Here is a 22,257-nt window from a genome sequence, read left to right as displayed (position 1 = left end):
GTGAACAGCAAGAGGATCCTCGTCTCCCGGACCGCCGCGGGGTCCTGCCGCAGCATTCGCGAGGCGTTGCAGCGGGCGGAGCCCGGCGCGCTCATCACCGTGACGCCGGGGCACTACCCGGAGAACCTGGTGCTGGACAAGGTGGTCACCGTGGCCGCCGAGGAGGGCCCGGGCACCGTCAAGATCTCCGCGGCCAGTGGTCCGGTGGTCGTGCTGACCGCTGAGTCCGCGGCCCTCAACGCGCTGACCATCGAGGCGCTCGACGCGGACAGCCCGGCCGTGGCCTTCGAGGCCGGTCAGCTCGCGGTGACCGAGTGCGAGCTGACCGCGGCTGCCTGGGCGACCGTCTTCGTCCTCGGCCGCGCCGCCCTGACCATGCGGGGCAGCCGTGTCACCAACCAGGCCGGTGCCGGGGTGGTGGTCACCGCCGCGACCGGCAGCGTCCTCGACGACTGCCGCCTCGTCCAGCTCGGCACCTCCGGCGTGGTGGTCGGCGAGAGCGGCGTCCTGCGCATGCGGGCCAGCACCGTGCAGGGCGCCGGCGGCAACGGCGTGTGCCTCAACGGGCGCGCCTCCGTCGACCTGGAGGATTGCGAGATCATCGGCGCGGCCAAGCCGGCCCTCGCGGTGGAACAACAGGCCGCGGCGGTGATCCGCCGGCTGACCGTCACCGGTGGCGACGGCATCGGGGCGTACCTGGCCACCAGCGGAGCGGTGTCCATTGCGGACAGCACCATCGCCGGAAACGGGCATGACGGCGTGTTCGTCAGCAGTCGGTGCGCGCCCCGGCTGACCCGGGTGGCGGTGCGCTCACCGGGTCGGCACGGCCTCCGCTTCGGCGGGCAGGCCGCCGGTGTCGTCGAGCGGTGCGCGGTCGTCGGGGCGGGCGCCGCCGCGGTGAGCGTGGACGAACGCTCGACACCCGAGTTCAGCGAGCTGGAGGTGGAGGGCGGCGCCGACGTGGCGGTCCGGATCGAGGGCGGCGCCGACCCGTTCTTCCGCCGCCTCCAGGTGTCCGGCTGCGCCGGCACGGCCGTCGTGGTCACCGGTGGCGCGCGCGGCACGTTGGAGAACACCACCGTGGACCGGCCCGGCGGCCACGGGCTCGCCGTCGACGACGCGACCCGCACCACCGTCACCGGGCTCAGCCTGCGCGGGGCCACGGCCACCGGCCTCCAGGTCACGAACGCCGTGCTGACCTGCACCGACGCCGACATCGCCGGATCCGGCGGCGCCGGGGTCGAGGCGGGTGTCGGATCCGAGCTGTCGCTTACCCACTGCCGGGTACGCGAGAGCCGGGCCGACGGGTGCGTGGTGGCCGCCGGCGGCACCGCCGCGCTCGCGGATTCGGAGTTCGACGGCAACGCCGGCAACGGCGTCACCATCGCCACCGCCGAGCAGGTGCGTCTGACCGGCTGCGCGGTACGCGACAACCGCGGGTCCGGGCTGCGCCAGCTGGTGCCGGGCGAGCTGACCGTGGACGCGTTGACCAGCGTCCGCAACGGTGCCCCGGACGCGTACGGGACGACCGCCGCCGGCACCGCGTACGCCGACGTCGACGCCCCGCCACCGGACCGCGCCGAGATTCGCCGTGCCGGTGACCCGCTCACCGAGCTGCACGACCTGGTCGGCCTGTCCAGCGTCAAGCACGAGGTGTCGTCGCTGATCAATCTCAACAAGATGTCGCAGCGCCGTAGGGAGGCCGGCCTCAGCGCCCCGCCGATGGCCCGGCACCTCGTCTTCGCCGGGCCGCCCGGCACCGGCAAGACCACCGTCGCCCGGCTCTACGGCGCGATCCTCGCCGACCTGCGTGTGCTGCGGTCCGGGCACCTCGTCGAGGTGGCCCGTGCCGATCTGGTCGCCCAGATCATCGGTGGCACCGCGATCAAGGCCACCGAGGCGTTCAACCGGGCGCTCGGTGGTGTGCTGTTCATCGACGAGGCGTACACCCTCAGCACCGGCCGGGGCGGCACCGGCCCCGACTTCGGCCGGGAGGCGATCGACACCCTGGTCAAGCTGATGGAGGACCACCGTGACGACATCGTGGTCATCGCCGCCGGCTACTCCGCCGAGATGCAGCGTTTCCTGGACACCAACCCCGGCCTCGAATCGCGGTTCAGCCGGACTATCGAGTTCCTCAGCTACAGCGCCGCCGAGCTGGTGACCATCGTCGAGGAGCAGTGCCGCCGGCACGACTACCAGCTGGACGAGGACGCGACAGCGCTGCTGCTGGAGCACTTCGAGGCCATCCCGAGGACGGGGACGTTCGGCAACGGCCGTACCGCCCGCAAGGTCTTCGAACGGATGGCCGACCGGCAGGCGTCCCGGCTCGCCGCGTCCGACCGGCTGACCGACGCGGACATGCGGCTGCTCACCGCTGCCGACTTCGGCGTGGACGCATGACGGGTGTCGACCTCCTCGGCGGGGCGGGGCTCACCGTGGTCACCGGGCCGGCCGGTATCGGCCGCAGCCACGCGCTGCGGGCCACCGCGGACGCCGCCGCCCGGCAGGGCACACCCGTGCTGGCGCTGCGGTTGGCGCCGGAGGATCGCGGCGAACCGTGGTACCTGGCCGGGCGCGTCCTCGCCGCGCTCAGCCCGTCCGGCGCGTCCGGTCGGGCCGTCGAGCCGCCGGCCGTCGCGCTCGCCGGCCTGCTGCGCCGCCGGTCCGGGCTGCTGCTCGTCCTCGACGACGCCCAGTGGGCCGACACCGAGTCGGTGCAGGTGATCCGGGACGTCCTCGCCGACCCGGCGGGCCCACCCATCCGGTGCCTGGCCGCCGTCCGGACCGGGGGCGGTACGCCGGTCCCGCGCCTGCGGCCCGGTCTCCGTGCCCGCGTCGTCCCGCTGCGTCCCCGGCGGGCCGACGACGCCGACGCGCTCGTCGCCCGACTGCTGCGCGCCACGCCGCACGAGGACCTGGCCGCCGCGGTACGCCGATACGCCGTCGGCGTGCCCGCCGCGATCGACGCGGTCGTCACCGGCTACCGCGCCGCCGGGCACCTCGTGGTCGCCGACGGCCGCGCCGGGCTGCGCGACCCGACCGCTGTCCCGGTCATCCCGCCCGGACACCAGCTCCTGCGGCCGGTGCACCGGCTCGGCCGGTCGGCGCGCGCGGTGGCGCGCGCTCTCGCCGTGCTGCAACCGTTCGGCCCGGCCGCGCCCGCGCTCGTCGCGCGGGCCCTCGATCTGAGCGCGGAGCAGGTGCGCCGGCACCTCGCCGCGGCGGGTACCGAAGGGGTGGTCCGCTCCGGGTCGGGCTGCTGGACCGTCACCTCGCCGGCCCTGGCGCTCGGCCTCGTCGCCGGCCACGGCCCGTACGAACGGCGCCGGATCGCCCGGGTCGCGGTCGAGGCGCTGCGTGGTGATCCGTCCGCCGTGCCCGACCCGCACTACCTACCGGACCGTCTCGTCGAGGCTGGCGGGTCGGTCGACCCGGAGTTGGCGGTCGCGCGGTTGCGGGAGGCGGCGAGCGCGGAGGCCGGGCGCTCACCGGCCGACGCGGCGCGGTGGTGGACCGCCGCGGCCGAGCTCAGCGGCTCGGCGACCGACCACGTGGAGGCCGCCCTGAGCGGGGCGACGGCCGCACTGTGGCAAGGGCTCCGTGACGAGGTGGCCCGGGTCCTGGAGCCCCTGCTGACCGCCCACGCCGACGATCTCACCCCGGCCCAGCACGTCGAGGCCGCGGCCCTGCTCGCCGGAACCACTGTGCGCAGGGCCGGCGACGGCGAGCGGAGGCCGGCGTCCGCCTCCCGCGATCGGGACCGGGACCTGGTATCGGCACGGCTGCTCCTGGCCGACCGTTGCCTGCTCGACTTCCGGGCCGGCCGATGGACGGCGGCCCTCGACGGGGCCGTTCTGGCCGAGGCCGCCGGACAGTCCGGGACCGGCTCGCCGGTCGCCGGCGTCGCCTCCCAGGTGCTGCTGGCCCAGGGCCGGCCGAGCCGTGCCCGCGCCGTGCTGGACGCCGTCACCGACCAACCGTCGCACCTGCTGGCGCCGGCCCGCGCCGACCTGCACCGCGCTCTGGGTGACCCGCGAGCGGCGGCCCGAACGCTGCGCGCCGCGCTCGAGGTGTCCGCCACCGCCGAGCTGTGGGTGCTCGCCGCCGAACTGGCCGTCGAACAGGAAGACACGGGCACGACGCGAGCCGCGCGTGGGGCGGCGCTGTCCGCGTACCCGGCGGCTGTCGTCCGCATGATCGTCGACCGGGACGTCGCCGCGGCGGCCGAGTCGGTGCAGCGGGCGCGGGCCCTGGGCCAGCCGTACGAGCTGGCGCGCACCCTGGAACGTACGGTGCGCTGGGCGGGACAGGATCCGGTGGCGCTCGTGGAGGCGTACGCCATCCTCGGCGGCCTCGGGGCGCTGGTGCACCGGTCCCGGCTCCGGCAACTGGCCCGGGAACGTGGTGCCCCGGTCGCCGGCCGCGCAGAGACCGTCGCCGAGGGCGACCGGCTGCTCGCCGTGCTCGTCGCCGACGGACTGTCCAACCGGGAGCTGGCCGCCGCGACCCAGAACAGCGAGAAGAGCGTGGAGGGTCGACTGAGCCGCCTGTTCGCCCGCAGCGGCTACCGGTCCCGGGTCGAGCTGGCCAGCGCGGTGCTGGCCGGGACGTTCGGCAGCGGCGTTTCCGCCGTCAGCGCCGGTCCGGCGCGATGAGGCTGGACAGCGGCAGCGCGATGCCCTTGGCCCGGTGCCGCCACCGGCCGTTCTCGGCGTGCAGCACCTGGTCCACAGTCGTCCGGTCGTAGTAACGGCTGGGCAGCAGCATCGTCACCCCGTCCGCGACCAGTTCGGGCAGCCGCGACCGCACCGACGTCAGCCCGGCCAGCACGGCCGCGCTGGCCGGCACGTCCACCGCGCGGTTCGCGGCGACCTGGAGCCGGACCAGCCGGTGACCGTCCCGCACGGCGGGCCGCCGCGCCAGCAGCACCAGCAGGTCGGCGGCCGGACCCGTGGTGTCCGGTCGGTCCGGCACCACCGCCCACAGCCGCCCGCCACGCGGCGCGAACACGACCTCGTTCGGGAGGCCGTCAGCGCCGTGCCGGGCGCCCTTGCAGCGCAGCGTCAGCGGGTGGACGGGCAGGTCTACCGGATCGTGCGGCTGCCCGGTCTCGTCCACGCGGTAGCCCTGCTGGAGGCGGGCCAGGTCCAGCCATCCCGCCGGTAACAGGAACGTGCCCTCGGTGGCCTGGTGCCGCAGGTCCGCGGGCAGATCGGTGCCCACCCGGCCCAGGTCCACCGCGCCGCCCGCCTCCACCCGCAGGTACAGCAGGTGCCGCTGCGGCGCGGTCCGGGCCAGCGGACCGCCCGCCAGGTGACCGACCAGGTAGAGATTCGCCGACGGCACCCCCTCGACCGCGACCCGCTGCGCCGGCCACGGCGACGACAGCCACAGCCGCACCGGCGCCGCGTTGACCTCCGGTCGCTCGGTCAGCCACCGGACGCCGTGCGGTCGACTGCCCCGCGCGGATACCGCCAGCGGCGGGCGCGGACTGGGCGGCGGCAGTGGACCGGGGGTCTCCGGGGCCATCGCGGCCGGCTCCGCCACCACGGCGGCGTCGAGCGACGGCCCGGTGGCCGGCTGCCGCAGCGGCACCAGCCAGCCGTCCTCGTCGCGCCAGCGGCTCCCCACCGGGGCCGCACCCGCGCCCGCGGCCCGCTGCCAGCACGCCGGGAGCCGCTGCTCGTCCACCGCACGCGGCAGACCGTCCTGTACGGACACCACGGCGCCGGGTGTGAGCGTCCACACCTCGACAGCCAACTCGTCCTCCAGCACCCGCAGATGCTCGTGCAGGCCGTCAACACACTCCGGCGGCACCGGAGTGAGCAGCATCAGATCGCCGCCGTGCCAGCCGGACATCTCCAGCAGCCGGCGAAGCTGGGCGGTACCCGCGGCCAGCACACTGCCGTCGCCGTGCCGCAGGCCCAGCCGCCCGTCCTCCAGGATCGTCAGGTCGACGAGAGTGCTACCCGGTTCGGCGGTCAGCTCCCGATACCGGTCCCGCATCGTCGCCTCGCGCCGCTGCGACATGCTCATCAGCGCTACCTCACCGGCCGAGGCGATGGTGACCCCGTCCGCCGGGGTGAGCCGCCCGTCCAGGTCGGTGTCGAAGACCGACGTGCCGGACACGTACGGGGGACGGACCGGCCGCCACGGCACCGCTTGCCCCGACCGGTCCCGCGCGGCCAGGTCCTGGCAGCCTCGCAGCAGCACCGCCTCGGCACCGACCGGCGGCGTCCACACCGTCGCGCCGGTCGCCTCGGCCAGCGCGCGCACCTGGGCGTCGAGCAGCCGCTGCTCGGCCGGGTCCAGCGGCCAGCGCAGCCACAGCCGCAGGTCACCGCCGTAGAGCGGGATCGAGGACAGCGCCGCGGCGACCTCGTCGGCGCCGTGCACGCCGCTGCGCCCCCGGTAGGTGGAGAGCACGAAGCCGCCACCGCGGGTGGCGAGCGCCACCGTGACCAGGTCCGGGTGCGAGGCGCCCAGCCGGGCTGCCGCCGTCCGCCGCACGACGTAACCTTCCCGGTCGGCGAACTCCAGACCGTTCGGTAGCGGCAGGGTGACCAGCCCGCCGCGGTGCAGGACCAGGCCACCCGCCAGGTCGTACCAGCCCGGCAGCCCGGTGCGCAGCGCCGCCGGCTGGACCAGCATCCAGTCGACCACCGCGCCGCTCGCCCGGTTCACCGGCACGGCCTCCGTACGGCCTCCGGCCGCCGGCGTCGGCTGCACCGTCGCCCCCGCGGGGGTCACCAGTACGTCGCGGCCCAGCGCGTCCGCCAACCGGCCGAACAGTGCCGCCTGTCGGGCGCCGTCGTCCATCAGCACCCGCAGGTCCTGCTCACCGGCACCGGCAGCGCGGGCGAGATCGGCCAGGGTGTCGACGCTGAGCGCCGCCCCCGGATCGGCCGGCAGGGCAAGCCCGCCCTCGTCGCCGCGAACCAGTACCAGGTCGGCGAGGCCGGGCACCGGCGAGGGGCGATCGTTGACGTCCCGGTTCAGCACGTCCGCCGGAGACTCGGGGGTGCGGGGCTGTCGCATCAGATCGCCGGCCCTTCTGCCATCGCGCGTACGGACCATCGAGCCGGCGGAGCCTCGCCGACCACCACCGGTACGGTGCGCTGCCCCGACCCGGCAAGCGATCGGCGCTCCCGCCACAGGACGCCCGCCGCCGCCCCCGGGCAGAAGACCACCCGCAGCGCAGCCGGCTCCAGCCCCGCCAACTCTTCCACGGAACCCAGGCGACGGCACCGCTGCGGGAGCAGCCCCGCGCCGAGGGCGTCGGCGACCACGACGACGTCCACCGTCGGGCCGAGCTGGTCGAGCAGCCGTACGCCCAGCCGTCGGCAGGCGTCCTCGTCACCGCCGAGGGTGAGCACGTCGGGAACGGCGGCCAGGTCGACCCACAGTCGCCGGCCGTCGTGCTCGCCGAGCACCACCGGAATGCTCGACGGTGGCGGACGCCAGCTCTCCTCCAGCCACCCGTACGCCGAGCCCCAGCGCGCCGGCCGCGCGCCGACCAGCCGGACGGTCGTGGGCGTCCCGTCGGCGTCCAGCTCGGTGACCAGGGGAGGGAACCAGCCCGGCGCCGTCGCCGCCAGCGAGCCGATGCCGGCGACGCGTTGCAGGTCGCCGGTGGGCAGCGCGATGGCACGCCGCAGCCCGGTGACCACCGGCGCGGGCGTCGCCGCTGACGGGTCGGCGGCGTCCCGGTCACCGCCCGGCGCGGGTTCGGCGGGCGGCTCCGGCGACTCCACCGGGATCAGCCGGGCGGTGGAGGGCGGGAGGTCGTCCGCCGCCGGCCGAGGCGCGGGCACCGGCGTGGGGCGGGCGGACGCGAGTGGCGCGGACACGAGGTTCGGCGCGGTGGTGGGCGTCAGCGGCGTGACAGGTCGGGGCGTGGCGGCCGGTGGTGGACTGACGGGCCGCGGGGAGGCGAGCGGCGTCGCGAGGGCCGGCGGCGGCGCGGGCCGCGTCGGGGCAGGCCGGGGCGGGACACCGGATTGCGGTGCGACGGGCTGAGGCCGCATGCCGGGTCGCGGCGCGGGCGGCTGCGGCTCGGCAGCCTGTGGCGTGGGCGGCTGCGGCTCGGCGGCCTGTGGCGCGGGCGGCTGCGGCTCGGCGGCCTGTGGCGCGGGCGGCTGCGGCTCTTCGGTCCGGGGCTGCGCGGGCTGTGGTGCCACCGGTGGGGAGACGGTGGTTCGCCGCTCCGGCGGAAGGGAGACGGCGGGGGGTCGCTCCACCGGTGGTGGAGCTGCCGGTGCCGACGCTGCCCTCTCCGGCTCACCCGCCGTTCCCGTCGCGCCCGGCGTCGCGGCCGGGTTCGCGGTTGGCGCCCATGGCGTGCCGCTGGAGCCGTCGGGTCGAGCGTCGGGGGACGCCGTGCCGACGGGCGGGGGAGCGGCGGGTGATCGCGGGTGGACCGGCGGCGGGTCGGAGGGTCCGGCCGAGGTGAGCCGGGCCGCGCTCGACGGTGGTGTGGCCGGACCCGCGAGGGCCGGGGGTGTGGAGGCCACGGGCGCGGCGGAGGGGCGGGTGGTGACCGATGGCTCGGGGGCCGGCTCTGGCCGGGGCAGCCCGCGGACGAGCGGCAGTTTGACGATGCCGGCCGCAGTGGGCGGGGCGATCGTGGCGGTGGTGTCCGCCCGCGTCTCGTGCGGGCGCGACGTCCCGGCGTTCCCGGGGGACGGACCGGCCGACGCCGGGACACGCCGGCTGCGGCGCAGCAGGAGCGGCACGGCAAGCGCGGCCAGCAGCAGACCGGCCACGGTGGCGAGCAGGCTGGGGGACACCCCACCCTCGTCGGCCTCCGGCTCGGCCTCGGCGGGTGCCGCCGGGGTGCCGGCGGACGGGAGGTCGCTCGGCGGCGGAACGGACGGCAACGGGCCGGCACGGACACCGGGGCCCCGTGCGTCGTCCGGTAGGAGCAGGATCCAGCCGGGCTCGACGACGGTCGGATCGTTCATGACCCTGCCGTCGGGCTGGGGTCGCCCTCGGTTGAGATCGAAGATCTCGCGGTAGCGCTTGCCGTCGCCGAGGCACTGGGCGGCGATGGCGAAGAGGAACTCGCGCTGGCCGTCGACCGGCGCACCGACCACATAGAACCTCTGCGTGGCGGCCGAGGGCGCCGGTGCCGCGTACGCCTGCGCGGAGAGGGCCGGAATCAGCACCAGGAGCACCGCGAACACCACCCCGACCAGGACCGCCGAAGTGTTCCCGCGATCCGTGGCTCGGATCGTGAACAGCCGAGCCCTGCCGTCCGTTTCCATGGTGAGCTCCTGATTGTGGAGGCATTATGAGCGGAATTACACCGTATTCGTCCGGCGAGGGCAATGGTGCCGACCGATGCCGTGCCGCCGTTGTGGAGATCAATGAACAGGTCGACCGGCTGCGAGTCCAGCTTGGACGGCTCGACCCCGAGCGACTGCGGATGGCTCCCCTGCGGTTGCAGGCGTTGCTTGTCGGGTTCGACATCTACGCCCGGATGCTCGACGACGCGTTGAACGACATCGTGGCCGATCTTCGGGCGTCCGCCGCGTCGTCGAGCCGCGACCTGGAGTCGGCGGCGGGTGAACGACGATGACCGGCACACCATACGAAGCCGATCCGGGTCCCGCCATCGGGGAGCTGGCGGCGGGTCTCGCCGACCGCTTGGCCACCCTCCGGCGGATGGTGGAGCCGATCACCCCCGCCGCCCCCGGCGTTGAGCAGGCCGCGCTGCGGCCGTCGCACGAGTGCGCCATCGCGGTGGACGGCCTGCTCGGCCGTACCGGCATCCTCACGCTGATCGGCGGTGCGTTGCAGGGAAGCTGGCCGGTCGGTGGCGACGCTGGCTGGAACGCCGGTGACGTGGCGGGCCGGGATGACTGAGATGCACTGCGAGGACGCGATCATGCGGGCGAGGGTGGGTCTGCTCACCATCGGCCGGGTGAGCGACACCGAACGCTCGGAGGTGGCTCGCCACCTGACCGACTGCCCGGCCTGCCGGTCCGAACGCGACGACATCACCCGGGTCGTCGACCTGCTCGACGTGCTGCGCTCCGCACCGGACACCCTGCTGCGCGAGCTGCCCGCCCCTGCTCCGGCCGCCGTCGCACCGCTCCTGCTCCGCCCGCCGGCACAGCAGTTCGGTGTGCCGAGTGCCGTCACCACGGCGCAAGCGCCGTCGTACCCGCTCGCCATCGCGGCCCTCCCGTCGGCGACGGCGGCGCGGCCGGGTCCGCCGGCCGTTCCGGCCCGGTCGGCGCCGTCCACTGCCGTCCGCAGGTCACGCCCGGCCTCGCTGACCTACCTGCCGCCCCGCCCCGCCACCGGTCCGCTCTCCGTCGGACCGCACTCGCACCGCCGCCCGCGCCGCTGGTCACCCGCGCTCGCGGTCTCGTCGGTCCTGCTCGCGGTGGCCGTGACCGCCGGCACCACCGTGCTCTACCGAGCGTCCCAGGCAAACCCGCCGGGCCCGATCGTGGCGACCGCCGCGTCCGGCGACGCGGCCGGGATCGACCTGCGCGCGGTCGTCCGCGGCGGGACGAGCGGACTGGGCGTGGAGCTGACCGTCGGCGGCCTGGTCCGAGGAGCCTCCTACCAGGTGTACGCGACCACCGTGGACGGCGAGCTGAGTCTGCTCGGCGAGCTGACCGGTGGCGCCGGTCCGGTCCGCTGGTCGGGGTCGGCGGACGTGCCGGTGGACGACCTCGCCTACCTGAGCGTCTCGCAGCCGGGTGGCGCGACGGTGGCGACGGCGAGGGTCGTCCGCGACTCGATGACGCCACTGTGACCTATGCCACATCTTGATGTCGGGGAGGATTTGCGCAGGTCCCGGTCCCCAGGGGACCGACGATCCTTCAGTAGGGTGTCGCCGTCCGTGAACCCGGCATTCGGCGGCATCGTTATGGTTTCCGTGGATCAGGTCACCGCGCAGGCGGCGTCCGGCGAGTTGGCACGCCCTCCGGCGAACGACGAGGCGCTCGGGGTCGCGTACCGGACCCATGGCCCGGTCGTGCTCAACTACCTGTCGCGCATGTTGTTGGGCAACCGCGCGCTGGCCGAGGACATCCTCCAGGAGACCCTGGTCCGCGCGTGGAACCATCCGGAGGCGCGCACGGCCGACGGGCAGTGGAGCCGGGGCTGGCTGATGACCGTCGCGCGGCGCGTCGCCATCGACCACATGCGGTCGGCGCAGGGGCGTACGACCGAGGTGCTCGACGAGCGCATCGCCGACCGCGAGGTGGCCGAGGACGAGGTCGACCGGCTACTGAACGCGCGGACCGTCCGGGAGGCGGTCGCGTCGCTGCCGGAACGGCTACGCAGCGCTCTGATCGAGATCTACTTCCGGGAGAGTTCGGTCGCCGAGGCGGCCCGTAACCTGTCCGTTCCCGAGGGGACGGTGAAGTCCCGGACGTTCTACGCGCTCCGGGCGCTGCACGAGGAACTGGTGAAACGTGACTTCGCGCGCTAGGAGGCCGTGGTGACGGTCCGATCGACGCTCCGGGGGGCGGTGGCCGGCCTGGTGGTCGCGCTGCTCGCCGTACTGGCGCCGGCCGCCCCGGCCACGGCCGCGGTCGACGAGTACGTGCTGTACGCCACGGTCACGGCGAGCGGCTCAGGTCAGGGGCAGACCCTTACCGACATCGCCGGGCGCTACCTGGGTGACGCCGGGCGGGCCGACGAGCTGTTCAACCTCAACAGCGGCCGCCGGCAACCGGACGGGAAGGCGCTCACCGATCCGGACCGGTTGACTCCGGGGTGGTACGTCGTGCTGCCCTGGGACGCCGTCGGACCCGGCGTGCAGTACGGCGTGCTGCCGACCCGGCCGGGGGACCCGTCGGCCACGGTGACGTCCCCGTCCACCCCCACCGGGCCGGGAACCCCGCCGTCGGGCCCTGACCCGCTGCCGACGTCCCGGCCGGGCGGCAGGTGTGTGGCCGCCACCGTCGCGAGCGACCGGTCCACCTGGGCCACCACCCGCTTGGCCGCGGACCGGGTGTGGTCGCGGACCAGGGGCGCCGGGCAGTTGGTGGCCGTGGTGGACTCCGGGGTCGACGGCCGGCTGCCGCAGCTGACCGGTCGGGTCGCGCAGGGCGCGGACCTGGTCTCCGGTGGCCGGCGCGGCGACACCGACTGCCTCGGCACCGGCACCGCGATGGCCGGCCTGATCGCCGCGAGCGCCCCGTCGGGTGGCGGCTTCGCCGGTATCGCGCCCGACGCGGTCGTGCTGCCCATCCGGATCGCCACCGACGGCAAGCCGGTGGGCCCGGCCGACCAGGCCGCCGCCATCGAGGTGGCCGCCTCCGCCGGCGCCACCGTGATCGCCCTGGGCGACCACGTCACGGTCACCGACGAAGGCGTACGACGGGCGATCGAACAGGCACTGTCCCGCGACGTCGTGGTGATCGCGGGCGCCCCCGCTGGCGCCGGGAACGCCGGGGCGGCCGACCTGCTGCCGGAGTACCTGCTGCTGGTCGGCGGGGTGAGCGCGGACGGCAAGGCGGCCGAGGAGTACGCGACCGACACCGTGGACGTCGTCGCGCCCGGCGTCAACGTCTCCAGCCTCGGTATCACCGGCACCACGGGGTTCGTCGGCAGCGGTACGCGGTACGCGGTGGCGCTCGCCGCCGGGGAGGCGGCGCTGGTGCGGGCGGCGCACCCACGGCTGTCGGCTGTCCAGGTCGCCCGCCGGATCGTGCTGACCGCGGACGAGATGGGCGCAGCGCCGACCGGCAGCCCCTACGGGCACGGGATGATCGACCCGGAGGCCGCGGTCGTCGAGGATCTGCCGGACGAGACCGAGTCGGTGCCGCCGGAGTCTGCCGGCACCAGCGGCGGAGTCGCCGGCGCCGGCGCGGTGGCGCAGGTCGCCATCCTGCTCACCATGGTGGCCGCCCTGGTGGCCGGTGCGTTGCTGGTGATCCGGCTGCGCCGCTCCACCCGCCGCCAATCCGACGGTCCTGGCGAGCAGTCTGTCACCGCCGAACCGGCAGGTGCTTCCGAGCCGGAAACGTCGGCACCGAGCGGCGGACGATGAAATCCTCCACGGCTGAACCGGCACTCGGTCGCACTCGTTCTCCAGGTGGCAGGGGGATGTGTGGACGGGGGGCGACCAGGGACATGAGGACTTGAGGCCCAGTGGGCGACATCGGATGTGACGAGCCGGAGCTGCGCGGCAAGATTGCGCTCTACGTCGCCGGCCGGATCTCGGGCAGCGAGCAGTGGGAGGTGGAGGAGCACCTCGCCCACTGCGCCGACTGCCTGGAGGAGAGCCGGATCCTCGGCGACGCCGTGCTAGCGCTGGCCGTCCTGGGAGAGGGGGACAGGCGCGAACTCGTCGCCGACTTCGGCGTGCCGGTCGCCGCGACGACGGCGCACCGGGGCGCGCGTCCGGCGGCGGCGCCCGCCCTGCCGTCGCGTGCCGGCGCGGACCGACGCCCGACGTCCCGGCCGTCCGGGCCGACCCGACCGGGGTCGCGCACCCGCGGTCAGCTTCGCCGCAAGCCGCTGCTGGCCGCGGGTGGTCTGGTGCTGGTGGTCCTGCTGGCCATCGGTGGCGTGCTCGGCCAATCAGTCCTGAACGACTCGCCGCCGCCGGTCGCGCTCGTCGCGGACTCCGGGGGAAGTGCCAGTGGCGCCGTCCTGTCGGTGACCGTGTCGCCCAATGGCGGTGATGCCGCCGTGCGGGCCACCGTGTCCGGCCTCGAGTCGGGCCGGAGTTACCGGTTCTATGTCACCGACGTGGCCGGCAACAGCTACGACATCGCCGGATTGACCGGCACCGGGCAGGCCCAGGACCTCACCGGAGCGCGCCCGGTGCCGATGGACCAGTTGGAGCGGTTCAGCGTGACGGCTGCCGACGGCGCGCTGGTCGTCGCCGCGACGGTCCGCCGCACCAGCAGCACGCCGGCCCCGCCCGGTTAACCATTCGACAAACTCTCAGTCGCCGGTCGCCCACAGGAAGCATCGAACGCCTACGATCGCCTGATGCCCACCCCTGGCGGCGTACGCCACGCCGGTCCGAGGGCGTCGTCTGCATGACGCCCGACCAGTCCCATTGGACGAATCCACCGGTGGCCCGCCCCTGATGTCACCGCCCGCAGCCCCCCATCCCGGGCCGCGCCGACCACCCTCCGGTTCTCTGCGCTGGCTGGCCGACGGTGTGGCAGTGGTCGGCCCGGACCCGGGCGGCGTCGTCGCCGTCGGGGCCGCGCAGTTGCCCACCGCGCCCGGCGTGGTGACCGTCGTCGGCGAGGTCGCCGGTCCGGAGGACTGGGCGGCGATCACCGAGGCCCTTCCGGCGCTGGTCCAGCCCGGCACAGCGGTCCGGCTGGGCATCTCCGGCGCTGGCACCGCGCTCGGGTCGGGTGCCACGCCGGACCGCGACGCGTCCCCGGCCGCCGCCCTGTCCCGGCAGGTGCAGGCCGACGTGTACGCCCCGGACGGGCCGGTGCTGCTGGTGCCCGGCGGCACCCTGTACGCGGACGCGGGCTGGCGACTGTCCACCGGGTCCGGGCCATCGACGCCGGCCGGTCTGCGCCACCCCCGCCCGGAATGGGAACCGGAGATCGACACGGTCGCCCGGCACACCGGGGGCGCTCTGCGGGCACGGTCGGTGCCGGCGGGGCTGTGGTTGCACCGGCAGACAGCCGACCGGACGCCGGTCTCGTACGACGACCCGGTGTACGCCATCCCGCCGGACAGTCGGCGGGCCGTGGTGGTGGTCGGCCGTCCCGGTCTCGCTCCGCCGGACCCGCGGGCGGTCCGCACCGTCCTGGACGCGCTCGACCCGTCGGTGCTGCTGACGCCGTACGGCGTACCGCTCTCGCTGGTGGTGGATCTCGCCAGCGATCTCGTCGGCCGGTGGGGAAGGCCGGTGGAGGTGGCGACCGGTCTGCCCGCCCTGGACGACGAGCACCGCCTGGTGTCCGCCTCGGTGGACCCCGACGCTGGGGATTGGTGGATTCCTCCGGTGTCTCGGCTCAGGTGCGCGCCGGAGCGGGCTCCGACTGCGGTGACGCCGCCGGCGGTCGTCGCCGGGATGCCCAGGGACGGTGACACCTACCGCCTCACCGACGGCTGGGTCGTGGAGCCGACGGCATGGGGACTGTGGGTCCGACCGGCGCACCTGCCTGACGACCGGGACGACCCCCGCCGCCGCCCGACCGACGGCACCCGGCTCACCATCCTGGTCGGTCTGCCGGGTGAACCGCCGCCGCCCGAGGTGCGGACGTTGCTGTCCGGGCTCGTCGCCCGGCTCACCCCGCAGCAGCGGGCGCGCACCACGATCGTGCCGGACGAGGTCGACGTCCTGGTCCACGCCGGAAGCGAGGCGGCGCCGGCCGCTACGGATGGTGGGCGCATCAGCGGCCCCAGGTCCGGCCGGTGAGCGCGGCGTCCCGGTCGAGCGCCGGCCCGCTGGGCAACATGGCGAGGAATTCCCGGGGCACGTCGGTGGGGGACACGCCGGAGTAGCCGAGCGAGTCGGTCGTCTTGTCGTCCGGTAGCGGGAACTTGACCCCGAACTCGGCCACCAGGTAGACGCCGCCGGGCACCGCGCCGGGCGCCGGTCGGTCGCGCAGCAGCAGCCCGCTGCCGGTGCGCAGAACCACCTCGTCCGCCAGGCCGGCGGTCCCCGGGGAGGCGGGCACCGTGACCGCCCGGTCCAGCTCCGCGTCGGCGACCGCGAGCGTCTCGGACCGTACGCTGCCGGAGGCGACGCTGTGCCGTATGCACGGCACCGCCCCGCGCAGGTCGTTGACCAGGGGCGGGGGCTCGGCGGGGAAGCCGGTGACGTACTCACCGCCGCCGAGCACGGGCGCGGCCTGCATCGCGTCGGCGTCCACCGGGATCGGACGGGGGGCCGAACCGGGGTACGAGCGCCGGCTGGCGGGGTCGCCGAGCAGCAGTGCGCCGACCGTACGGCTGAGCGGCGCGAACCCGTCCATCCGGGCCAGGTACAGCTCGCGGGTGGCGAGCGCCGGGTTCGCCACCTCGAAGATCTGCCCGACCACCGACGGGATGCCGGCGACCACCGGCCCGGCCTGACCGCGCCCGGCGATCACCGGCACGACCAGGTCGCGCCCGGAGTCGATGGGGTTGAGCCACGCCTCGCTGACCCGTACCGGGGGCGTGCCGCCGTAACCCAGCGCGACCCGGGTCTGGTCACCGGCGAGCCGGTACCGGCGGCCCTGCCACACCAGGTGCAGCCCGTTGTCGGGGGTGGAGACCAGGAGGGCGCCCGGGTCCCGGCCCGGCACGTCGTCGAGGACCAGGGTGGTGCGTTCCGCCCTGGTGCGGTCCAGCGGGCGTCGGGTGCAGACCGTCCACGCGCCCCGGTAGAGCTGCCTGCCGGTCGGCACCGCGTCCGGCGCGTCCGGGATCCCCACCGGCGCCCCGATCGGCACCCCGGTCAGCGAGTTGCGCGAGACCGATCGCACCGGGGCGGCGCTCTGCAGGATCAGCGCCGCCGACGTGTAGTTGAGCACCGGCCGCAGCTCGCCGCCGAGCATCAGGTACCGGGCCCCGGTCTCCTTGACGACGATGATCGAGCCGGGCCTGCGCCACTGTTCGCTGCCGCCGGGGCGGAGCAGTCCATAGATTCCGAAGCCGGCCGCGATGAGCACGGTGAGCAGCAGGCCGACGGCCGCTCCGATGGTGAACCGCCGGTGCGGCGGGTCGTCACCCTCCGGGCGGCCCTTCATCAGCGCGCCGATCAGCCGCCCGGCCTCGAACAGGTATGCCTGGACCTGGTCCCTGCGCGAGCGCACCTCAGCCGGCCCAGGCCCGGATCGCGGTGTACACGCCGAGCACCGCGCCGAGCACCGGCAGGACCGCGAGGGCGACGACCAGTTCGAGGATGTCGGCGGCCCGCGCCCAGTATGGCCGGAGCCGCCGTCCTGGCAGGATCGTGCTCGCGGCGAGGAACGCCAGGCCGATCGTGGCGAGCACCGGCAGCGCCACGACACGCAGGTAGAACGGCTGCTCACCACTCCAGCCCAGCAGCACCAGGACGACGAGGGCGGTCGCCGGGACCAGCACCGTCCACCGCTGGATGGCGCTGGTCAGGTGGTGCGCACGCAGCAGGAGCAGGGCGGCCGTGACCAGGCCCAGGACCCGGGGCCAGGTGCCGCCGGGCAGCACCAGGAGGGCGGCCAGCGGCAGCTGCGCCACCCCGACCCCGATCAGCAGCGCGGACTGGTGACCGACGGCAGCGTTGCCGCGTTCCACCACCAGCCGGTACGGGATGGGGTCGATGTCGTCGGAGAGCTGCTCCGGCCGGCGCGGCATCATCGGCAGCAGCAGCCCGCCGAGGCGGAACGCCAGCAGCGGCAGCGCCATCATCACGATCAGCGTGACGACCAGGGTGGTCCCGGCGACGCGCTGGCTGTCGAATCCGCCGGCGGCGGCGACCACGGCTGGCGTGCCGGCCAGCAGCAGGGCGGTGATCGTGCCGGTGAACAGCAGTGCGCCGTCGGCGACCGCGGCGAAGCCGGCGCAGACCGCGGCGAGTGTGCAGAGGCAGACCGCCGAGACGGTGACCGTCCAGGAGGTGCCGGGTGCGGCCCACTGGGTCGCCGTCCACCCGGCCGCGGCCGCGTACGCGGCGGCGCAGCCGGCCAGCAGGGTTCCCGCCACCGGGTCGGTCGCGGCCCGGCTGGCCAGGCCCGCCGCGCCGATCAGCAGCAGTGTGGCTGTCGCGGCGGCCAGCGCCCGGTACGTCGCCGGCCCGCCCAGCGCGAGCACCGGCAGGCCGGTCAGGACGGCCAGCCCGCCGAACGTCAGCAGCAGTGCCCTCAGCCGGCCTGTCGTCCACGTGCCCTGGTGCCGCTCGACCTGCTCGGCGAGCCCGTCGATGAGGTCGTCGTAGCCGATCGGGGGGAGCGCGGCGGCCCGTGGCCGCAGGTGCACGGTGTCGCCGTCGAGCAGGTCGAGGTCGGTGGGGGTGCGCTCCTCGTCGAGCGGCGCCTCGCCGAGCCGTTGCAGGACCCAGCCGTCGTGGCCGGCGCCGTGGTCGCCGGCCTGCGGGTCGAGGGTGGACAGGACCACGGGGAGGACGTCGATCAGCGGTGTCTCGACCGGCACCGCCATGTCAGCAACCGCATCCTTCAGGACAAAACGTAGCCTTACCGGCGCTGCCATGCGATGCTGAACCAGTTCGTCCATCGTTCGAACCCGATTCCCTCCTGTCGCGGAACGCCGACCAGATCTCGCCAGATCAGGGCCGCCACGCTAGTGGCGGCGGCATCCCACCGGTCCCGCCGTCGCGGGCCCGGCCTCAGGTCGGGGGAAAACCTCCACGAACGACGGGAGTACGCGGGTGGGCACCACGCCTTTCGTCCGCCGCCCACGCACCGCTGGTCCGGTGGCGCCACCGGGAGAGATCGAACTCCAGCCGCCACCGCCGGTGCCGGAGCCGGCCGCGGGTGGGATGGGGCAGATCTGGCTCTACATTCCGATGGGTCTCGGGTCGATGGCGATGATGCTCGTCTTCGTCCGGCGCGACGCGGGTGTGCTCGCGTACATCGGCATGGGTCTGATGGCGGTGTCGGTGCTCGCCGGCGTCGTCGTGCCGTTCTTCCGGGCGGCCAGTGAACACAAGGAACGCATGCACGGTGACCGGCGCGACTACCACCGGTACCTCACCCAGATCCGCCGCCGGGCCCGCACCGCGCTCGTCGACCAGTACCGCGCGGCACGCTGGCAGCACCCCGACCCCCGCGCGCTCTGGTCGCACGCGCTGAGCCGCCGACTGTGGGAACGCCGTACCGCGCACGAGGACTTCGGTGAGGTCCGGGTGGGCGTCGGCGTCCGGAAGTCGACGACCACACTCGCCGCGCCGCAGAGCAAGCCGGTCGAGGAACTGGAGCCGATGGCCGCGCACGCGTTGCGCCGCTTCATCCGTGCCTACTCCACCCTGCACGAGGCGCCGGTCGCGGTCTACCTGCGAGGATTCGCCCGCGTCCAACTCACCGGCGACCCGGCCGCCGCTCGCGGTCTCGCCCGCGCGATGCTCGCCCAACTCGCCGTCGCGCACGCCCCCGGTGACCTGGTCGTCGTGTGCCTGGCCGCAGCCGGCCGGGAGCGGGACTGGGACTGGCTGAAATGGCTGCCGCACGCGCAGCACGACGACGAGCCCGACGGGGCGGGCGCCCGCCGCCTCGTCGCCGCGGACCTGCCCGGGCTCGACGCGCTGCTCGCCACGCTCGGCGTGGCCGACCGCCCGGCGTTCGAGCCGGACACCCCGATCACGGCGTCCGAACCGTTCACCGTGATCGTGCTCGACGGGCCGACGATCCACGCCGAGCACCGGCTCGCCGTGGAGGGCTACCGCAACACCGTCGTCCTCGACGCCGCCGGCGCCATCGACGTGCAGGCCCGGGCGCAGACCCTGGTCGCCGAGGTGACCCCGGACGACCTGCACCTGGTCACCTTCGACCACCTCGGCAAGCCGTCGCGCGACCGGCTGTGCCGCCCGGACGCCCTCGGCCTGCCGATGGTGGACGCGCTGGCCCGCAGCATCTCCCGCTACCGCATCGGCCAGGCCGTCGACACCGAGGAGCCGCTGGCCACCGACTACGACCTGGCCGGTCTGCTCGGGATCGCCGACCTGTACGACTTCGACCCCGACGCCTACCGGGCGAACCGGCCGGCCGCGCAACGGCTGCGCGTTCCGATCGGCATCTCCACCACCGGTGCCCCGATCGAGCTCGACCTCAAGGAGGCCGCGGAGAACGGCATGGGCCCACACGGCGTGCTCATCGGCGCGACCGGCTCCGGTAAGAGCGAGCTGCTGCGGACGCTCGTGCTCGCCCTCGCCACCCGGCACACCTCGGCCGAGCTCAATCTCGTCCTCGTCGACTTCAAGGGTGGCGCCGCGTTCCTCGGCTTCGACCGGCTGCCCCACACCGCGGCGGTGATCACCAACCTGGCCGACGAGCTGGAGTTGGTCGACCGGATGCGCGACGCGCTCACCGGCGAGCTGGTCCGCCGCCAGGAACACCTGCGGGCCACCGGCAACCACGCCTCCCGGCGCGACTACGAACGGGCGCGCGTGGAGGGCGCCCCGCTGGAGCCGATGCCGGCCCTGCTCGTCGTGGTCGACGAGTTCAGCGAGATGCTGACCAGCAAGCCGCAGTTCATCGAGGTCTTCGCGATGATCGGCCGGCTCGGGCGGTCTCTCGGCGTGCACCTGCTGCTCGCCAGCCAACGGCTCGACGAGGGACGCATCCACCAGATCGAGTCGCACCTGTCGTACCGGATCGGGTTGCGCACCTTCTCCGCCATGGAGAGTCGCAGCGTGCTCGGCGTCGCGGACGCGTACGAGCTGCCGAACGTACCGGGCAACGGATTCCTGCGCTCGGACATCCAGACCCTGACCCGGTTCAAGGCCGCCTACTCCTCCGGCCCGTACCGGCGGGCCGGGCGGACCCGGCGGGGTCCCGCGCAGACCGGCCTGGTCGCCTTCGGCACCGGGCACGTCGAGCCGGTCGCGGCGCCACCGGACGTCCCCGACGACGTGGACGGCGAGAAGCCGCCGATGCTCGCCGAGGTGCTGCTCCAGCGGTTGCAGGGTCTCGGCCCCGCCGCGCACCAGGTGTGGCTGCCGCCGCTGCGGGAACCGGCCACCCTGGACCGGCTGCTGCCACCACTCACCGAGGACCCGGCCCGGGGCCTGTGCCCGATCGGCGGCTACCAACCGCTGACCGTCCCGGTCGGGCTGCTCGACCTGCCCGCCCAGCAACGCCGTGAGCTGCTCCTCGCCGACCTGTCCGGTGGGCGCGGCAACGTCGGCGTCGTGGGCGGGCCGCAGAGTGGCAAGAGCACCCTGCTGCGGACGCTGATCTGCGCGCTCGCGCTCACCCACGGCCCGGACGACGTGCAGTTCTACTGCCTCGACTTCGGTGGCGGCAACCTCGCCTCGCTCGCCGGGCTGCCGCACGTCGGCTCGGTGGCGAACCGCCTGGACCGGGACCGGGTCACCCGGACCGTGCTGGAGCTGTCGAACGTGCTGGCCGCCCGGGAGAACCTGTTCAGCAGGCACAACATCGACTCGATGGCGAGCTACCGCCGGATCCGTGCCACCGGCGGGTTGCGCGACCAGGACCCGTACGGCGACGTGTTCCTCGTCGTGGACGGCTGGTTCTCCGTACGGCAGGATTTCGAGGAGCTGGAGCCCCGGCTCACCGACATCGCCGCCCGCGGCCTGGGTTTCGGCGTGCACCTCGTCGTCGCCGCACGCCGCTGGGCGGAGATGCGGCCCTGGCTGCGTGACGTCCTCGGCACCCGGTTCGAGCTGCGGCTCGGTGACCCGGTCGACTCCGAGATCAACAGCAAGTTCGCAGCCACCGTGCCGGCCATCCCCGGGCGCGGCATCGTGCCGGAGCGCCTGCACTTCCTCGGCGCGCTGCCCCGGGTCGACGGTGACAGCGGCACTGAGGACCTGGCCGACGCGGTCGCCGACCTGGTCGACGCGGTCGCCGCCGGAGCACTGCCGCGCGCGCCGGAGGTCCGGCTCCTGCCGAACCGGCTGCCCGCCACCGCGCTGCCCGCACCGACCGCCGCCCGGCCGAGCGCCGACGTCCAACTCGCCCTCGGTCTGGACGACGTCAAGCTGGAACCGCTGTGGCACGACTTCGACACCAGCCCGCACCTGTTGATCTTCGGCGACGCCGAGACCGGCAAGACCACGCTGCTGCGCCACCTGGCCCGTTCGATCGCCGCGCACCACCCCGCCGACCAGGCGCGGATCATCTTCGGTGACTTCGGCCGCGAGCTGTACGACGCGGTGCCGCAGGACCACCAGATCGGCTACTCGGTCAGCGCGGGTTCGCTCTCCTCGGCCCTCCAGGAGGCGGCCGGGCTGCTCAAGGACCGGGTGCCGGGCCCGGACGTCATCCCGAGCCGGCTGCCGTCGCGGGACTGGTGGACCGGTGGTCGGATCTTCGTCCTGGTGGACGACTACGAGCTGGCCGAGGCCGAGAAACCGCTACAACATCTCCTGCCGCTGCTCCCGCACGGCGCGGACATCGGGCTGCACCTGATCGTGGCGCGGCGGACCGCGGGCGCCTCCCGCGCCATGATGGACCAGGTCGTCCGGCGCTCCTGGGAGCTGGGCACCCCGGCGGTGCTCTTCTCCTGCCCGCGCGAGGAGGGATCCTTCCTCGGCGGGGTGCGGCCTCGCACGCTGCCGGTGGGCCGGGCCCAGTACATCGACCGCCGGCGCACCGTACGTCTGGTGCAGACCCCCGTCATCGAGTGATCGTGGTGGAG

General features: G+C 74.8%; 14 protein-coding genes. 10 read left to right on the top strand and 4 right to left on the bottom strand.

What is annotated here, in order from left to right; all coding sequences use genetic code 11:
• Together ACLJN9_RS22400 and ACLJN9_RS22395 are read left to right on the top strand one after the other, a co-directional pair.
• A complete protein-coding gene (locus ACLJN9_RS22400; protein ID WP_410813452.1) occupies positions 1–2,403 on the top strand; it encodes a right-handed parallel beta-helix repeat-containing protein in 2,403 nt (800 codons plus the stop codon).
• Positions 2,400–4,658, top strand: a complete 2,259-nt coding sequence (locus ACLJN9_RS22395; protein WP_410813451.1) for an AAA family ATPase — start codon at positions 2,400–2,402, stop codon at positions 4,656–4,658. The genes ACLJN9_RS22400 and ACLJN9_RS22395 overlap by 4 nt, the downstream gene beginning before the upstream one ends.
• Here ACLJN9_RS22395 and ACLJN9_RS22390 read toward each other — a convergent pair.
• A complete protein-coding gene (locus tag ACLJN9_RS22390) occupies positions 4,636–7,041 on the bottom strand; it encodes a hypothetical protein (protein WP_410813450.1) in 2,406 nt (801 codons plus the stop codon). The genes ACLJN9_RS22395 and ACLJN9_RS22390 overlap by 23 nt on opposite strands.
• Positions 7,041–9,269, bottom strand: coding sequence for a hypothetical protein (locus ACLJN9_RS22385; RefSeq protein ID WP_410813449.1), 2,229 nt, complete (start codon positions 9,267–9,269; stop codon positions 7,041–7,043). Before ACLJN9_RS22385 ends, ACLJN9_RS22390 begins: the two co-directional genes overlap by 1 nt.
• 26 nt (positions 9,270–9,295) lie before the next feature.
• Here ACLJN9_RS22385 and ACLJN9_RS22380 point away from each other — a divergent pair, with 26 nt between their 5' ends.
• From ACLJN9_RS22380 to ACLJN9_RS22350, 7 genes are all read left to right on the top strand, one after another.
• Positions 9,296–9,583: a hypothetical protein gene (locus ACLJN9_RS22380; RefSeq protein ID WP_410813448.1), complete on the top strand. Its 288-nt coding sequence runs from the start codon at positions 9,296–9,298 to the stop codon at positions 9,581–9,583.
• The gene (locus ACLJN9_RS22375) at positions 9,580–9,870 is read left to right on the top strand and encodes a hypothetical protein (protein WP_410813447.1); all 291 of its coding nucleotides are present in this window, start codon (positions 9,580–9,582) and stop codon (positions 9,868–9,870) included. Before ACLJN9_RS22380 ends, ACLJN9_RS22375 begins: the two co-directional genes overlap by 4 nt.
• The gene (locus tag ACLJN9_RS22370; protein ID WP_410813446.1) at positions 9,863–10,774 is read left to right on the top strand and encodes a hypothetical protein; all 912 of its coding nucleotides are present in this window, start codon (positions 9,863–9,865) and stop codon (positions 10,772–10,774) included. The genes ACLJN9_RS22375 and ACLJN9_RS22370 overlap by 8 nt, the downstream gene beginning before the upstream one ends.
• A gap of 123 nt (positions 10,775–10,897) precedes the next feature.
• Complete coding sequence (locus ACLJN9_RS22365) at positions 10,898–11,455, top strand: sigma-70 family RNA polymerase sigma factor (protein ID WP_410813445.1); 558 nt, start codon at positions 10,898–10,900, stop codon at positions 11,453–11,455.
• Positions 11,456–11,464: 9 nt separating this feature from the next.
• Positions 11,465–13,021: a S8 family serine peptidase gene (locus ACLJN9_RS22360; RefSeq protein WP_410813444.1), complete on the top strand. Its 1,557-nt coding sequence runs from the start codon at positions 11,465–11,467 to the stop codon at positions 13,019–13,021.
• 101 nt (positions 13,022–13,122) lie between these two features.
• Positions 13,123–13,908 carry a zf-HC2 domain-containing protein gene (locus tag ACLJN9_RS22355; RefSeq protein ID WP_410813443.1) on the top strand — a complete coding sequence of 262 codons (786 nt, stop codon included), beginning with the start codon at positions 13,123–13,125 and terminating at the stop codon, positions 13,906–13,908.
• A 163-nt stretch (positions 13,909–14,071) separates the two neighbouring features.
• Positions 14,072–15,373 carry a hypothetical protein gene (locus tag ACLJN9_RS22350; protein ID WP_410813442.1) on the top strand — a complete coding sequence of 434 codons (1,302 nt, stop codon included), beginning with the start codon at positions 14,072–14,074 and terminating at the stop codon, positions 15,371–15,373.
• Here the strand turns inward: ACLJN9_RS22350 and eccB are convergent.
• Together eccB and eccD are read right to left on the bottom strand one after the other, a co-directional pair.
• Positions 15,348–16,754 (bottom strand): type VII secretion protein EccB, encoded by a 1,407-nt coding sequence (eccB, locus tag ACLJN9_RS22345; RefSeq protein WP_410813441.1) that lies wholly within the window; start codon positions 16,752–16,754, stop codon positions 15,348–15,350. The two genes, ACLJN9_RS22350 and eccB, sit on opposite strands and share 26 nt — an antisense overlap.
• Position 16,755: 1 nt before the next feature.
• Positions 16,756–18,126, bottom strand: coding sequence for a type VII secretion integral membrane protein EccD (gene eccD / locus ACLJN9_RS22340; protein ID WP_410813627.1), 1,371 nt, complete (start codon positions 18,124–18,126; stop codon positions 16,756–16,758).
• A 178-nt stretch (positions 18,127–18,304) separates the two neighbouring features.
• On the opposite strand from eccD, the gene eccCa reads away from it, so the two are divergent.
• The gene (gene eccCa / locus ACLJN9_RS22335) at positions 18,305–22,246 is read left to right on the top strand and encodes a type VII secretion protein EccCa (RefSeq protein WP_410813440.1); all 3,942 of its coding nucleotides are present in this window, start codon (positions 18,305–18,307) and stop codon (positions 22,244–22,246) included.
• Positions 22,247–22,257: the final 11 nt, after the last annotated feature.

The organism is Micromonospora sp. 067-2 (assembly GCF_046549295.1).
Lineage (GTDB): Bacteria > Actinomycetota > Actinomycetes > Mycobacteriales > Micromonosporaceae > Micromonospora.
This window is presented reverse-complemented; position numbering and strand designations above follow the sequence as displayed.

Excerpts from the sequence above, each read along its gene's own strand:
- ACLJN9_RS22395 (WP_410813451.1), top strand. The coding sequence starts at position 2,400 with ATGACGGGTGTCGACCTCCTCGGCGGGGCGGGGCTCACCGTGGTCACC.
- ACLJN9_RS22390 (WP_410813450.1), bottom strand. The coding sequence starts at position 7,041 with ATGCGACAGCCCCGCACCCCCGAGTCTCCGGCGGACGTGCTGAACCGG.
- ACLJN9_RS22385 (WP_410813449.1), bottom strand. The coding sequence starts at position 9,269 with ATGGAAACGGACGGCAGGGCTCGGCTGTTCACGATCCGAGCCACGGAT.
- ACLJN9_RS22380 (WP_410813448.1), top strand. The coding sequence starts at position 9,296 with ATGAGCGGAATTACACCGTATTCGTCCGGCGAGGGCAATGGTGCCGAC.
- ACLJN9_RS22375 (WP_410813447.1), top strand. The coding sequence starts at position 9,580 with ATGACCGGCACACCATACGAAGCCGATCCGGGTCCCGCCATCGGGGAG.
- ACLJN9_RS22370 (WP_410813446.1), top strand. The coding sequence starts at position 9,863 with ATGACTGAGATGCACTGCGAGGACGCGATCATGCGGGCGAGGGTGGGT.
- ACLJN9_RS22350 (WP_410813442.1), top strand. The coding sequence starts at position 14,072 with ATGTCACCGCCCGCAGCCCCCCATCCCGGGCCGCGCCGACCACCCTCC.
- eccD (WP_410813627.1), bottom strand. The coding sequence starts at position 18,126 with ATGGCAGCGCCGGTAAGGCTACGTTTTGTCCTGAAGGATGCGGTTGCT.